Source organism: Nostoc sp. CMAA1605, assembly GCF_021596505.1.
Lineage (GTDB): Bacteria > Cyanobacteriota > Cyanobacteriia > Cyanobacteriales > Nostocaceae > Trichormus.
In genome coordinates this window covers 1-14,249 of the sequence record NZ_PJIZ01000078.1, presented here as the reverse complement: position 1 = coordinate 14,249, position 14,249 = coordinate 1, and the positions used below count along the sequence as shown (strand labels likewise).

Sequence of the window (14,249 nt, the reverse complement as noted above, 5' to 3'; positions counted from 1 at the left end):
CCGGGAGGGAAATCGCTAGAAGCCCTATGAGGGCATCAATACAAGCTATACTATTATACTATTAGAAAAAAGTTGGTCTTGTATTTATTATCAGAAAACAATCGCGCAAACGCCTGTTAGATAAAAGCTATAGAATTCAGAAATGGCAAAAGTTTTCGGAGAGTGACAGAACAGGGATAATTTAAAAATCCGACTGATTTATTATCCCCCCTATCATAGTAGGTACAATCCAATAGAGCGGTGTTGGGCTGCCTTGGAGAACTATTTTTGATGAATTGGACTCAAAGCAAAAAGCCATTACACACTATGTGTAATGGCTTTCTTTTTAGAATAAAGAACCTGGCGACGAGCGATTGTAGCAGGAGGCGACCCTCAAACTATCGTAGCCGCAGCAGCGTTTCACAACTGAGTTCGGGAAGGGGTCAGAGTGGTTCCACCGCGCCATAGACACCAGGAAAGAATTCAAAATTCAAAATTCCAAATTCAAAAAAGAATCAAGAAATTTAAATTCGAGGGTACAGAGACCCTGAAGACTGCAAGAAACGCGATTGATGATTAGATGACCAATGATTGTGAGGTCAAGCCCTCGGTCTATTAGCACGGCTCGGCTACATACATTACTGCACTTCCACCTACCGCCTATGAACGGGTGTTCTACCCGTGACCTTACTCACTTAAAGTGATGAGAACACTCATCTTGAGGTGGGCTTCCCACTTAGATGCTTTCAGCGGTTATCCGCTCCGCACTTGGCTACCCAGCGTCTACTGTTGGTACAATAACTGGTACACCAGCGGTGCGTCCTTCCCGGTCCTCTCGTACTAAGGAAGGCTCCTCTCAATGTTCTAACGCCTGCACCGGATATGGACCGAACTGTCTCACGACGTTCTGAACCCAGCTCACGTACCGCTTTAATGGGCGAACAGCCCAACCCTTGGGACGTACTTCCGCCCCAGGTTGCGATGAGCCGACATCGAGGTGCCAAACCTCCCCGTCGATGTGGACTCTTGGGGGAGATCAGCCTGTTATCCCTAGAGTAACTTTTATCCGTTGAGCGACGGCCATTCCACTCTGCGCCGTCGGATCACTAAGGCCTACTTTCGTACCTGCTCGACTTGTCGGTCTTGCAGTCAAGCTCCCTTTATGCCTTTACACTCGCCGCACGGTTTCCAAGCGTGCTGAGGGAACCTTTGCGCGCCTCCGTTACCTTTTAGGAGGCGACCGCCCCAGTCAAACTGCCCACCTGAAACTGTCCTTCTACCGGATAACGGTAGTAAGTTAGAATCCTAGCTTCGCCAGAGTGGTATCTCACCGTTGACTCCCTTCTCCCCACAAGGAAAAGTTCATCGTCTCCCACCTATCCTGCGCAAGCGAAGCCCGGACACAATTCCAGGCTACAGTAAAGCTTCATAGGGTCTTTCTGTCCAGGTGCAGGCAGTCCGTATCTTCACAGACATTCCTATTTCGCCGAGTCTCTCTCTGAGACACCATCCAGATCGTTACGCCTTTCGTGCGGGTCGGAACTTACCCGACAAGGAATTTCGCTACCTTAGGACCGTTATAGTTACGGCCGCCGTTCACCGGGGCTTCGGTCGTCAGCTTCATGTTACCACTGACCAACTTCCTTAACCTTCCGGCACTGGGCAGGCGTCAGCCCCCATACTTCCTCTTACGAGTTTGCGGAGACCTGTGTTTTTGGTAAACAGTCGCCTGGATCTCTTCACTGCGACCCACTTTCGTGGGCACCCCTTCTTCCGAAGTTACGGGGCCATTTTGCCGAGTTCCTTAGAGAGAGTTATCTCGCGCCCCTTGGTATTCTCAACCTCCCTACCTGTGTCGGTTTCGGGTACGGGTAATCTACGTTCATCACATTACTAGCTTTTCTTGGCACAATCGAATCACTATGCGGAGTTCGTAAACTCCTCCCAAACCAATCAGGGTATAGCTTTCTTTCATGCGTCCCTAGCAATGCTCCCGTACATTAGTCAGGGATTGTTGACCCTGTGTCCATCGACTACGCCTTTCGGCCTCGCCTTAGGTCCCGACTAACCCAGAGTGGACGAACCTGGCTCTGGAACCCTTAGGGTTTCGGGGCATTGGATTCTCACCAATGTTTGCGCTACTCAAGCCGACATTCTCACTTCTATACAGTCCACACCTGCTTGCCGCTAGTGCTTCACCCCATATAGAACGCTCCCCTACCGATTAATTTCTTAATCCCACAGCTTCGGTACATTGCTTAGCCCCGTTCATTTTCGGCGCAAGATCGCTTGACTAGTGAGCTATTACGCACTCTTTCAAGGGTGGCTGCTTCTAGGCAAACCTCCTAGTTGTCTTTGCAATCTCACCTCCTTTATCACTTAGCAATGATTTGGGGACCTTAGCTGGTGGTCTGGGCTGTTTCCCTCTTGACAATGAAGCTTATCCCCCACTGTCTCACTGGCAATGTGTTCTCTAGGTATTCTGAGTTTGTCTCGATTTGGTACCGGTCTCCCAGCCCGCACCGAAACAGTGCTTTACCCCCTAGATTTAATCATTACCGCTGCGCCTCAACACATTTCGGGGAGAACCAGCTAGCTCCTGGTTCGATTGGCATTTCACCCCTAACCACACCTCATCCGCCGATTTTTCAACATCGGTCGGTTCGGACCTCCACTTGGTGTTACCCAAGCTTCATCCTGGACATGGTTAGATCACCAGGGTTCGGGTCTATAACTACTGATTATCGCCCTCTTCAGACTCGGTTTCCCTTTGGCTCCAGCTTCTCCGCTTTAACCTACCAGTACCTATAACTCGCCGGCTCATTCTTCAACAGGCACGCGGTCATCCGTTTAATCGGACTCCCACTGCTTGTAAGCTTATGGTTTCATGTTCTTTTTCACTCCCCTTTCGGGGTTCTTTTCACCTTTCCCTCGCGGTACTTGTTCTCTATCGGTCACACAGTAGTATTTAGCCTTACGAGATGGTCCTCGCTGATTCACATGGGATTCCTCGTGCCCCATGCTACTCGGGATTCAGCTCCTATCCTTCAGTTTTCGACTACAAGACTCTCACTTTCTCTGGTGCATCTTTTCAATGCTTCGTCTAACCTTCGCGATTCGTTTTTGCTGTCCCACTACCCCGGTCAGTAAACCGACTGGTTTAGGCTCTTCCCCTTTCGCTCACCACTACTTAGGGAATCTCTTTTGATTTCTTTTCCTCCAGCTACTAAGATGTTTCAGTTCGCTGGGTTGGCTCTTTCCTGTCTATATATTCAACAGGTAGTATTCAGGGTTGCCCCATTCGGACACCTCCGGCTCATAGTTTGCTTCCAACTCCCCGGAGTATTTCGTCGGTAACCACGTCCTTCTTCGCCTCTGTGTGCCTAGGTATCCACCATTAGCTCTTATTCGCTTGACCACTTTACATTGGTTTCTATCCCGCAAACACTTTATCTCTTTCCGATACTTGTGTCTGCCTGCTCTTTTCGCGTTTCTATGCAGTTTTCAAGGTTCTGGCTGAGTTTCCTCAGCAGTCTAACTCCCGTTAGTTGCTGATTCTTTCTCTGTTTAAATTGATTAAACCGGAATAGTAATACTTTGAAAGCTTTCACCAATCTCGACCGACCTAGAGTAGACCATCTCAGTCTCTATTTGCTTTTGGCTTTTAGCTTTTGGCTTTTGGCTTTTCACTTCCAGCTCTCGGCTTTCGATCTCTGATTTGGGTAGGTCTCCCTAAAAGGAGGTGATCCAGCCACACCTTCCGGTACGGCTACCTTGTTACGACTTCACCCCAGTCACCAGTCCTACCTTAGGCATCCCCCTCCTCGAAAGGTTGAGGTAATGACTTCGGGCGTGACCAGCTTCCATGGTGTGACGGGCGGTGTGTACAAGGCCCGGGAACGAATTCACTGCAGTATGCTGACCTGCAATTACTAGCGATTCCTCCTTCACGAAGGCGAGTTGCAGCCTTCGATCTGAACTGAGCTACGGTTTCTTGGATTTGCATCACATCGCTGTGTAGCTGCCCTTTGTCCGTAGCATTGTAGTACGTGTGTAGCCCAAGACGTAAGGGGCATGCTGACTTGACGTCATCCCCACCTTCCTCCGGTTTGTCACCGGCAGTCTCTCTAGAGTGCCCAACTTAATGCTGGCAACTAAAAACGAGGGTTGCGCTCGTTGCGGGACTTAACCCAACATCTCACGACACGAGCTGACGACAGCCATGCACCACCTGTGTTCGCGCTCCCTAAGGCACCTCTCCCCTTTCAGGAAAGTTCGCGACATGTCAAGTCTTGGTAAGGTTCTTCGCGTTGCATCGAATTAAACCACATACTCCACCGCTTGTGCGGGCCCCCGTCAATTCCTTTGAGTTTCACACTTGCGTGCGTACTCCCCAGGCGGGATACTTAACGCGTTAGCTCCGGCACGGCTCGGGTCGATACAAGCCACGCCTAGTATCCATCGTTTACGGCTAGGACTACTGGGGTATCTAATCCCATTCGCTCCCCTAGCTTTCGTCCCTCAGTGTCAGTTACGGCCTAGTAGCACGCTTTCGCCACCGGTGTTCTTCCTGATCTCTACGCATTTCACCGCTACACCAGGAATTCCTGCTACCCCGAACGCACTCTAGCTTTGTAGTTTCCACTGCTTTTATGAGGTTGAGCCTCACTCTTTAACAGCAGACTTTCAATGCCACCTGCGGACCCTTTACGCCCAATCATTCCGGATAACGCTTGCATCCTCCGTATTACCGCGGCTGCTGGCACGGAGTTAGCCGATGCTTATTCCTCAAGTACCTTCATATCTTATTCCTTGAGAAAAGAGGTTTACAACCCAAGAGCCTTCCTCCCTCACGCGGTATTGCTCCGTCAGGCTTTCGCCCATTGCGGAAAATTCCCCACTGCTGCCTCCCGTAGGAGTCTGGGCCGTGTCTCAGTCCCAGTGTGGCTGATCATCCTCTCAGACCAGCTACTGATCGTCGCCTTGGTGCGCTCTTACCACACCAACTAGCTAATCAGACGCGAGCTCATCTCTAGGCAGCAAGCCTTTTACCTTCCGGCACATCCGGTATTAGCCACCGTTTCCAGTGGTTGTCCCCGACCTAGAGCTAGATTCTCACGCGTTACTCACCCGTCCGCCACTGAATCCTAAGATTCCGTTCGACTTGCATGTGTTAAGCATACCGCCAGCGTTCATCCTGAGCCAGGATCAAACTCTCCGTTTTGTTATTTCCGGAGTTTATCACTGAAAGTCAATCTTTCAGTTTTCCTTGCTATAATCTTTAAAGTCTTTGGGAAGTCCCAAAACCAATTTGTTTGACGAGGATTGGTTTGTGCTTCGCTTTCAAAGTATTCTTTTTTCTCGGTTCAGTTGTGCGGTCGTTCTCGACTCATCACTTTATCTAGGTTATCTAACTTTTTTATCCCTGTCAAGGGGTTTGCCGAAAATTTTTCTTTGGCATCTGACCAAATTCTGATTGAAATCGGTGTAGTTGGTTTTGTTTCGAGAGTTATCCCTGTTCTGTCACTTTCCGAAAACTTTTGCCTTTTCTGAATTCTATAGCTTTTGTATAACAGGCGTTTGCGCGATTATTTTCTGACAATAAATACAAGACCAAATTTTTTCTAATAGTATAGCTTGTATTGATGCCTCATAAGGTTTCTAGCGATTGCCCTCCCGGAAAGTGACAAAAGCGGGATAAATATTCTTGCAATTTATCTTTGTCTCGGTATACTTTACCAAATAAATCTCGTGCTGAGTTATACCAGTAATTTAGTCCAGGGTTACGCATAATGATTACAATGAGGTTACATAAACCATTGCAATAAGTATTTTTACAATTTACAAAATGATCACTATATGTATTTAAGATATTCGTTCTTTTAGACTATTGGCAATTAATTTTGACTGAAACTCTAGGTACAATACATAAGCTTCATCCTTTTTCCTCTATATACTATGGGCAATACATTTGGACATCTATTTCGGATCACTACTTTTGGCGAGTCTCACGGCGGAGGCGTCGGGGTTGTGATTGATGGTTGTCCTCCGCGACTGGAAATTTCGGCTGAAGAAATTCAAGTAGAGTTAGATAGAAGACGACCAGGACAAAGTAAAATTACTACTCCCCGTAAGGAAGCAGACACTTGTGAGATTTTGTCTGGGGTGTTTGAAGGTAAAACCTTGGGAACACCAATTTCGATTTTGGTGCGAAACAAAGATACTCGTCCCCAAGATTATGATGAGATGGCGCAAAAGTATCGCCCTTCCCACGCTGATGCTACCTATGATGCAAAATATGGGATTCGCAATTGGCAAGGTGGGGGTAGGTCGTCAGCCCGTGAGACAATAGGGAGAGTAGCCGCAGGTGCGATCGCTAAAAAAATTCTCCGTCAAGTCGCGAATGTCGAAGTTATCGGTTACGTCAAGCGCATCAAGGATTTAGAAGGTGTAGTTGACCCCAACACTGTTACGTTGGATGAAGTTGAAAGCAATATTGTGCGCTGTCCTGATGGAGATTGCGCGACAAAAATGATTGAATTAATTGAGCAAACTGGTAGACAAGGTGACTCTATCGGTGGTGTGGTGGAATGCGTGGCGCGCAATGTTCCCAAAGGTTTGGGTGAGCCTGTATTTGATAAATTAGAAGCTGATATTGCTAAAGCTGTGATGTCTCTCCCTGCAAGTAAAGGTTTTGAAATTGGTTCAGGTTTTGCTGGGACGCTATTAACAGGAATTGAACATAACGACGAATTTTATATAGATGAAAATGGGGAAATTCGCACCGTAACTAATCGTTCTGGTGGGATTCAAGGTGGTATTTCTAATGGGGAAAATATCATCTTGCGGGTGGCATTTAAGCCTACAGCCACTATCAGAAAAGAGCAAAAAACAGTCACGCGTGAGGGTGAAGAAACATTATTAGCGGCGAAGGGAAGACATGATCCTTGCGTTTTACCCCGTGCAGTCCCAATGGTAGAATCGATGGTGGCGTTGGTTTTGTGTGATCACTTGTTACGCCATCATGGTCAGTGTAAGGTGCTGTGATTTTGATAGCGATCGCCTCGTTTTAAGTATGAATGATTTTGGCGATCGCTGATTAATTAAAGTTAGGGAATATGACCAGATTTATTCATGACCAGTTTGCAAAAGACTATCTAGAACAAATACTTACCCCCTATGGTGAAGTCCAAGCAGCGCGACGAGTAGCAGGGGAAGTTAGAGAAATTGATGTTTATTTCATTCCCAAATCACAATCAAGCACTATTCCTGAAACCTTCGGATTATTATCACCATTTACTACTACACCTGCATTATTTGAGCCGTTTCGCAATGCTGCATCTATTACAGAAATTTGCGATTGTCTTTTAAAATTACTAGAGGTGCGTGGTGATTTACAACGGCAAGCAAATCGGAATAACACACGCCTGCTTGACTCTGACTTACCAAAATTATGGATTCTCACCCCCACAGCATCAGCACCACTTTTATCAGGATTTGGTGCTGCTTCCCAAGCCAACGAATTACCTGGAGTTTATTTTCTTCCAGAACACCTTCGTACAGCTATCATCGCAATTCATCAATTACCCGTAATTCCTGAAACTTTGTGGTTGCGAATCATTGGTAGGGAAAATGTCCAAAAACGAGCCATCGATGAACTAGAATCACTGAATCATGATAATCCTTTTCGCCAAGCAGCGTTAGAATTACTATACAACTTACAACAGAATTTACAATTAACTCAAACTCAAGATGAAGATGATCGGGAGTTAGTTATGCGGTTAGCACCACTTTATCAACAAGACCGAGAACAGGCAAGGCAAGAAGGAGAACAAAGAGGAATTCAACAAGGGGAAAGATTGGTAGTAGAAAATTTACTCAAAGTTCGCTTTGGTGAATTAGATAATGATCTACAAGCAATTATTCAACCTTTATTAGCATTAAAACCAGAGGAATTTACCCCTTTACTTTTACAATTATCCCGTGAAGAATTAATTGCTAGATTTCGATGATGAATTCTGATTAAAAGTTCCATATTGGAGAGTTGAAAATATTATCATAATTACTGCGATAGCCTGTCTCAATTGTTTTCTAAAAACTTATCATTTTGTAATCAGAAAGTGAAAATCTTGGAAGAAGATGATTTCGAGTATCTTCTTCATTTTTTATGTGTAATCTATCACTAATATATATATGAATTTTGTCACGATTTTAGGTTTAGCAGCCGCTACATTAACCACCATCGCTTTCTTACCCCAAGTTTTGCAAACATGGCGGACAAAATCAGCAAAAGATGTCTCATACGTCATGCTGATCACATTTATGTGTGGTCTATTTTTGTGGTTAATCTATGGAATTTATCTCCAAGCTTGGCCGATTATTTTTGCTAACGGTACAACTTTGGCTCTCAACTTTGTAATTCTATGGCTTAAAATTAAATATAGATAGATATGCCTTTATTAAACACCTGTGACATCTTCTTTATTTACTTCTGAACGCCTGTTATTTACCCCTGCTACACCAGCAAACAACGCTATACCACTGATATTCGCTTTCCCTAATGAGTATACAGTAGGTATCACTAGCTTGGGCTATCAGGTAGTCTGGGCAACTTTAGCAATGCGTAATGATGTACAGGTGAGTCGTTTATTTACTGATATTTCGGAATCACTTCCTAGAAACTCAGAAATTGTAGGATTTTCGCTTTCTTGGGAATTAGATTATGTAAATATTTTAAATCTATTGGAATCTCTAGAAATTCCTATTAGAGCAAATAACCGTAATGATGCTCACCCCATTGTTTTCGGTGGTGGGCCAGTGTTGACGGCTAACCCCGAACCTTTTGCTGATTTTTTTGACGTCATTTTGTTAGGAGATGGAGAAAATTTATTAGGGAATTTTATAGAAGCTTATAAGGAAGTGAGAAACACTTCTAGACAAACTCAACTGCAAGCACTCGCACAAGTACCAGGAATTTATGTACCGAGTTTGTATACAGTAGAATATCAAGAAATAGATGGGGAAATTAGTTATATTCAACCAATTTCTTCAGAAATTCCCGTCGTGCTGCAGAAGCAAACTTATCGGGGAAATACTCTCTCAGCTTCTACTGTGGTGACTGAAAAAGCGGCTTGGGAAAATATTTTTATGGTGGAAGTGGTGCGGAGTTGTCCTGAAATGTGCCGCTTTTGTTTAGCTAGTTATCTCACTTTACCTTTTAGAACAGCGAGTTTAGAAGGCTCTTTAATTCCGGCAATTGAAAAAGGGTTACAAGTAACAAATCGCTTGGGTTTATTGGGTGCTTCTGTTACACAACATCCAGAATTTGAAACTTTATTAGATTATATTAGTCAGCCAAAATATGACGATGTGCGCCTGAGTATTGCTTCAGTTAGAACTAATACAGTGACAGAACAGTTAGCGAAAACTTTGGCGAAACGAGACACGCGATCGCTTACCATAGCTGTAGAGAGTGGTTCGGAAAAATTACGCCAAATCATCAATAAAAAGCTACATAACGACGAAATCATCCAAGCAGCCATTAATGCTAAAGCTGGCGGCTTGACAGGCTTAAAACTCTACGGCATGGTAGGTATTCCAGGGGAAGAACCAGAAGATTTAGAAGCTACAGTCAGCATGATGCGGAGTGTGAAAAAAGCCGCACCAGGACTCCGCCTCACCTTTGGTTGCAGTACATTTGTACCGAAATCCCATACACCCTTTCAATGGTTTGGGGTAAATCGTCAAGCAGAGAAGCGGTTGCAGTGGTTACAGAAACAACTCAAACCCCAAGGTATAGATTTTCGCCCAGAAAGCTATAATTGGTCGATTATACAGGCTTTGATATCGAGAGGCGATCGCAGAATTTCCCAACTGCTAGAACTCACCCGCAACTTCGGCGACTCCTTGGGAAGCTACAAGCGCGCTTTTAAGGAACTCAAAGGTAAAATTCCCGATTTAGATTACTACGTCCATAACAATTGGTCACACCAGCAGATATTACCCTGGAGTCACTTGCAAGGGCCACTGCCACAGTCTACACTACTAAAGCATTTGGCAGAAGCGACCAGTCATTTTCGGGAGTGAGGAGTGCTGAGTGAGGAGTGCTGAGTGCTGAGTGCTGAGTATTGAGTAAAAGATAGTAAACTTCTGTTTTTGCCTTTTGCCTTTTGCCTTTTTCCTTTTCCCCATTGAGTAAATGCAAAACACAGCTGAATTTTATTGCGCCTATTGTGGTGAACCCAACTTAACCTTTATTGACTTGAGTGCTGGGGGACAGCAATCTTATGTAGAAGATTGTCAAGTTTGCTGTCGTCCTAATATTTTATATATCCGAGTGGATGAAGATACCCTAGAAATTGAAATTGATACTGAGTACGAAGGCTAGATTTTAGGTTTTCCTTTCCATGCTTTACTTTCAACATTCTTCAGTTATTGACGCGCCAGTAGAAGTAGTTTGGCAATTCCATGAAAGACCAGATATCTTACAGCTACTAACCCCACCTTGGCAACCTGTGCAAGTAGTTCGCCGTGAGGGAGGACTTGCAGTAGGCGCAGTTACAGAGTTTCGTTTGTTTCTCGGACTTTTACCATTAACTTGGTTAGCACGCCACACTGAATGCGAGAAAAATCATTACTTTACTGATGTTCAGATATCCGGCCCGTTTGAATCTTGGATACATCGCCATCTATTTGTAGCAGAAGGGAATAAAACCAAGCTGACTGATGATATTTCCTACATTATGCCTGGAGGCGAAACTGTAGAATTTTTTAGCGGTTGGTTAGTACAAACGCAGTTAGAAGCAATGTTTCGCTATCGTCATTTTGTGACTAAGCGAGAGTGTGAATCGAAGTAAGAGGGTGTCCGCCGAGATACGATACCGTGAGTATGGTACGTATCGGGATCTCGGCTCTATGTCAACAAGATTTTCTACCCTTCTGTATGTTGTGTAATAAAAGTTTCTGATATCTACTCGAAATGAAGTAGTTATACGTAAGAATTCTGTATAATGGTTGGATATTGACGATATCAAGAAAAATTCCTGATTTTATGATTAAAAGGCCTCTAATGCTTTCCCTTTACTTATACGTTCCTGGGAGAGATTACCATACTTTTGAATCAAGTGGATTAAGCCTCAAATTATGAGAATTTCATCTGTCAATCTATTTGCGGTTGGATTAACACTGACGATGACGCTGGGGTTGCCAACACCAACAGTTCAGGCAAAGTCTCAAACATCTATCAAACAGACAAAAGACTCCATCGCTGGAGTTTGGAACTCTTCAGAAGGTACCATCACCGTTCAGCAATCAGGCTCTCGTGTGTCGGCTACCTATACTCAAGATAATGGGGTTATTGAAGGGAGTATATCCGGCAATGTTTTGACGGGTTATTGGAGTGAGGATAGTTCAAACCGTCGCTGCAATACCTCCCGCAATGGTCGCTATTATTGGGGTAGGATTCGCTTCGTGTTTGATAACTCAAAGTTTAGCGGTTTGTGGGGCTACTGCGATGATGAGCCAAGCCGTACCTGGACGGGGAACCTGATATCTAAGACTCCAGTATCAAAGCCGGAAATTTCAAATTCTATCGCTGGAGTTTGGAACTCTTCAGAAGGTACCATCACCGTTCAGCAATCAGGCTCTCGTGTGTCAGCTACCTATACTCAAGATAATGGGGTGATTGAAGGGAGTATGTCCGGCAATGTTTTGACGGGTTATTGGAATGAGGATAGTTCAAACCGTCGCTGCAATACCTCCCGCAATGGTCGCTATTATTGGGGTAGGATTCGCTTCGTGTTTGATAACTCAAAGTTTAGCGGTTTGTGGGGCTACTGCGATGATGAGCCAAGCCGTACCTGGACGGGGAATCGGAGAAACTCATAGGGTATCCGTTTTATCGGGAATAGGAGGAATTTCTTCAAGAAGTAAGCACATATACTGCCTCTATAAGTATTTCTTCTAATTGACGTTGCTGATTAATGGGATGATTTATGTTTCGCGCAAAGGCGCAAAGGCGCAAAAATCAGTAATTTACTTTGCTAGAAAAGCTTAATTTATCCCCAATTTCAAGGTGCTGTATTTAGCACTTTAGCACCATCAGAACAAAAGATTATGTTTGAGCATTCACCAATAATTGTTACAGACTTAATAATTAACTGTATTTGGTTAGATTTTGCTTTTTCTGTGTTGAATTATCCTCATGATGTGAGGAAATGGACAGCATTGCAAAATCTGGTGCAAAATTGCGGTTGGATTTTGATAGTAAATGACACTTGTATTGTTTGCGATCGCCCCATGCAAATTCTACTAGATGAAAATCATCAATTGCACGCTGAAAATCAACCTGCGGTGCAATTTAGAGATGGTTTTAGTATCTATGCACAACACGGCACAATACAAACAAATTGATTTTTTTACATTCTATCAACGCTAGCAGCACGAGATAACCAAATTTGACGGAAATTTTCTGGCAGAGGTATTTCTTTCAGAAACTCCTGCACAGATTCTAGTTCCCATGCTAGAGGTGGAGTAGGTAATATTTTGGGTGCAACTATGGCATAATTTAAGATAGCTTCTATTAACGCTGCTGCCTCAATTACAGGTTGTGAATCTATCCATGCCGGGCAAATCCGCGCTTCAAAAGTATGTTTTTCTGTAATCTGATGAATGAAATTTTTCAGGTTAAAATCGCAGTATTTGGTTAACTGTAATTTCATCAAATATTCTCTAGCCTCAGACCAAGACAATTCACAAAAATCAGGCTCATTAACTAACATCAATAAATCTTCATCCCATGTTCCCAAACGTCTACATTTGGAGTTAGTACCAACAAGACGTTTAAGATTTTCTCCGTGAGTCCATAAAAGATTAACTAAGTTAGCAAAAACCCTGGTAGAACATAAAGGCGTAGCATCAAAGTGGAGATGAGTTGCACCCTCAAGAGGAATGGTAAACCCTAGAGAACGTGCTGATGCTAAAAGACTTTCTAGACGTTGGCAATGATTAGTATCAATAGGTGGGGTAATGAGTTCACAAGGACGTTCTCTTTCTCCTGGTAAGGGTGCTGCGATCGCGATCGGATTACCGATATAATCAGCAACACGTATCATTCCTCCTTCTCCAATTTCTAAATCGGTAGCAAATAAACTTGCAATTGGCTGGAGAACTTCATCTAAGGGAGCAGCCGCATCAGCATTACACATAATTAAATGTAGTAATCTCATATCATCGCTAACAATGCGATACCATCCCGGTTGGGGTGCTTGAGTTCTATCTAAGTCGTCTTGTAGGGTTAAATCATCTACACATCGTGCTATCAAATTTCCCTGCTGATCAATGACTTCAAACCCCAAAGTCAGATTATGAAATAAAGGAGTTCCTGGTACATGACTCGGTTCTGACTGGGGATGAAAAATGCGACGTACTGAACCTTGATGTTGTTGGGATATTATTTTTGCTAAATCCTGTCGGCTAAATCCCTTCGGTGCAATTAACTCAATTTCAAAGCCAATTTTCCAATTTAATTCAGACATAATTTTCCATAAAAGCAGGGTGCATTCAGCACCCCATAGTGATTTAAAAATATCAAGTAGAATAATTTATCTCTTACGAGGACGCGCGTATCTTAAAGCTTGGTCAATCACTTCGTCATTGCCTAAAATTAAATTGCGTTCAATGCGAGCTTTCGCATCTATCGCTGATTTTTCACCCCAAAATCTCGCCAGTGCCTCTGCATCATTATAGTTATATGTAGAATCTTGGTAGAATTTATAGGGACTGGAATCGCCAGGACGGGGTGGTTTGACGGATTGGAGTGCTTGCACTCTAGCATCTACAAGAAATTGTTCTAGAAGTGCAATGTTTTCTCCTCCCCAGAGAATTTTTCGACCCATTCTAGCTTTTGCATCCTCTACGGTTTCTCCCCAGAAACTTGCTAAAACACGCGCATCCCAATAGTCATATTTGCTAGTTAAAAATGCTCGGAGTTCGCTATCTTTGTAGTTTTTAGCTGCTGATTTTGTGGTGTCGCTTAGAATTTGATGACGGGAATTTACAGTTATATCTTGAGCCAGAACTGTATTAATAGCCGTACCAAAAGAGCCTATAAATACGCCTAATAATAACAAGAAAATCCGCAGGTTATATTTCATTTTCGTTACCTAACCAATCAAGTATTTATCAGTATCAAATGGTAAAAATCCTATCTAAACATCAGCTTTCAGTAGTTTTGTGATGTAGGAATATTACCTTTTGGTGTTATGACTTTA

10 protein-coding genes, 3 rRNA genes and 1 pseudogene are annotated in these 14,249 nt (G+C 43.8%); 9 read left to right on the top strand and 5 right to left on the bottom strand.

Features of this window, described 5'->3' with window-relative positions; genetic code table 11:
* Positions 1 to 181: 181 nt before the first annotated feature.
* Positions 182 to 262, top strand: a pseudogene (locus CV014_RS22185) (ISAzo13-like element transposase-related protein); the annotation flags it as partial.
* Positions 263 to 337: 75 nt separating this feature from the next.
* Here CV014_RS22185 and rrf read toward each other — a convergent pair.
* From rrf to CV014_RS22170, 3 genes are all read right to left on the bottom strand, one after another.
* A 5S ribosomal RNA gene (gene rrf, locus CV014_RS22180) occupies positions 338 to 455 on the bottom strand.
* A gap of 119 nt (positions 456 to 574) precedes the next feature.
* Positions 575 to 3,397: ribosomal RNA gene (locus CV014_RS22175) — 23S ribosomal RNA — on the bottom strand.
* 317 nt (positions 3,398 to 3,714) lie between these two features.
* Positions 3,715 to 5,203: ribosomal RNA gene (locus CV014_RS22170) — 16S ribosomal RNA — on the bottom strand.
* Together the 16S, 23S and 5S rRNA genes form the textbook arrangement of a ribosomal RNA operon.
* Positions 5,204 to 5,937: 734 nt before the next feature.
* On the opposite strand from CV014_RS22170, the gene aroC reads away from it, so the two are divergent.
* The 8 genes from aroC (at position 5,938) to CV014_RS22130 (ending at position 12,390) form a co-directional block, all read left to right on the top strand.
* On the top strand, positions 5,938 to 7,026 hold the full coding sequence (aroC, locus tag CV014_RS22165) for a chorismate synthase (RefSeq protein ID WP_236144006.1): 1,089 nt from the start codon (positions 5,938 to 5,940) through the stop codon (positions 7,024 to 7,026).
* Between the two features lie 71 nt (positions 7,027 to 7,097).
* Positions 7,098 to 7,991, top strand: coding sequence for a hypothetical protein (locus CV014_RS22160; protein WP_236144005.1), 894 nt, complete (start codon positions 7,098 to 7,100; stop codon positions 7,989 to 7,991).
* Positions 7,992 to 8,172: 181 nt separating this feature from the next.
* On the top strand, positions 8,173 to 8,427 hold the full coding sequence (locus CV014_RS22155) for a SemiSWEET transporter (protein WP_236144004.1): 255 nt from the start codon (positions 8,173 to 8,175) through the stop codon (positions 8,425 to 8,427).
* Positions 8,428 to 8,448: 21 nt separating this feature from the next.
* Complete coding sequence (locus tag CV014_RS22150) at positions 8,449 to 10,065, top strand: B12-binding domain-containing radical SAM protein (protein WP_236144003.1); 1,617 nt, start codon at positions 8,449 to 8,451, stop codon at positions 10,063 to 10,065.
* Between the two features lie 112 nt (positions 10,066 to 10,177).
* The gene (locus CV014_RS22145; protein WP_015139820.1) at positions 10,178 to 10,366 is read left to right on the top strand and encodes a CPXCG motif-containing cysteine-rich protein; all 189 of its coding nucleotides are present in this window, start codon (positions 10,178 to 10,180) and stop codon (positions 10,364 to 10,366) included.
* 19 nt (positions 10,367 to 10,385) lie between these two features.
* A complete protein-coding gene (locus CV014_RS22140) occupies positions 10,386 to 10,835 on the top strand; it encodes an SRPBCC family protein (RefSeq protein ID WP_103138439.1) in 450 nt (149 codons plus the stop codon).
* A gap of 334 nt (positions 10,836 to 11,169) precedes the next feature.
* On the top strand, positions 11,170 to 11,865 hold the full coding sequence (locus CV014_RS22135; RefSeq protein ID WP_236144002.1) for a hypothetical protein: 696 nt from the start codon (positions 11,170 to 11,172) through the stop codon (positions 11,863 to 11,865).
* Positions 11,866 to 12,093: 228 nt separating this feature from the next.
* Positions 12,094 to 12,390, top strand: coding sequence for a DUF6745 domain-containing protein (locus CV014_RS22130; RefSeq protein ID WP_236144001.1), 297 nt, complete (start codon positions 12,094 to 12,096; stop codon positions 12,388 to 12,390).
* Between the two features lie 5 nt (positions 12,391 to 12,395).
* Here the strand turns inward: CV014_RS22130 and CV014_RS22125 are convergent, their stop codons facing one another.
* Positions 12,396 to 13,514: an amidoligase family protein gene (locus CV014_RS22125; RefSeq protein ID WP_236144000.1), complete on the bottom strand. Its 1,119-nt coding sequence runs from the start codon at positions 13,512 to 13,514 to the stop codon at positions 12,396 to 12,398.
* 66 nt (positions 13,515 to 13,580) lie between these two features.
* Entirely contained in the window at positions 13,581 to 14,132 is a 552-nt protein-coding gene (locus CV014_RS22120; protein ID WP_236143999.1) for a hypothetical protein, read from the bottom strand.
* Between the last annotated feature and the right edge of the window lie 117 nt (positions 14,133 to 14,249).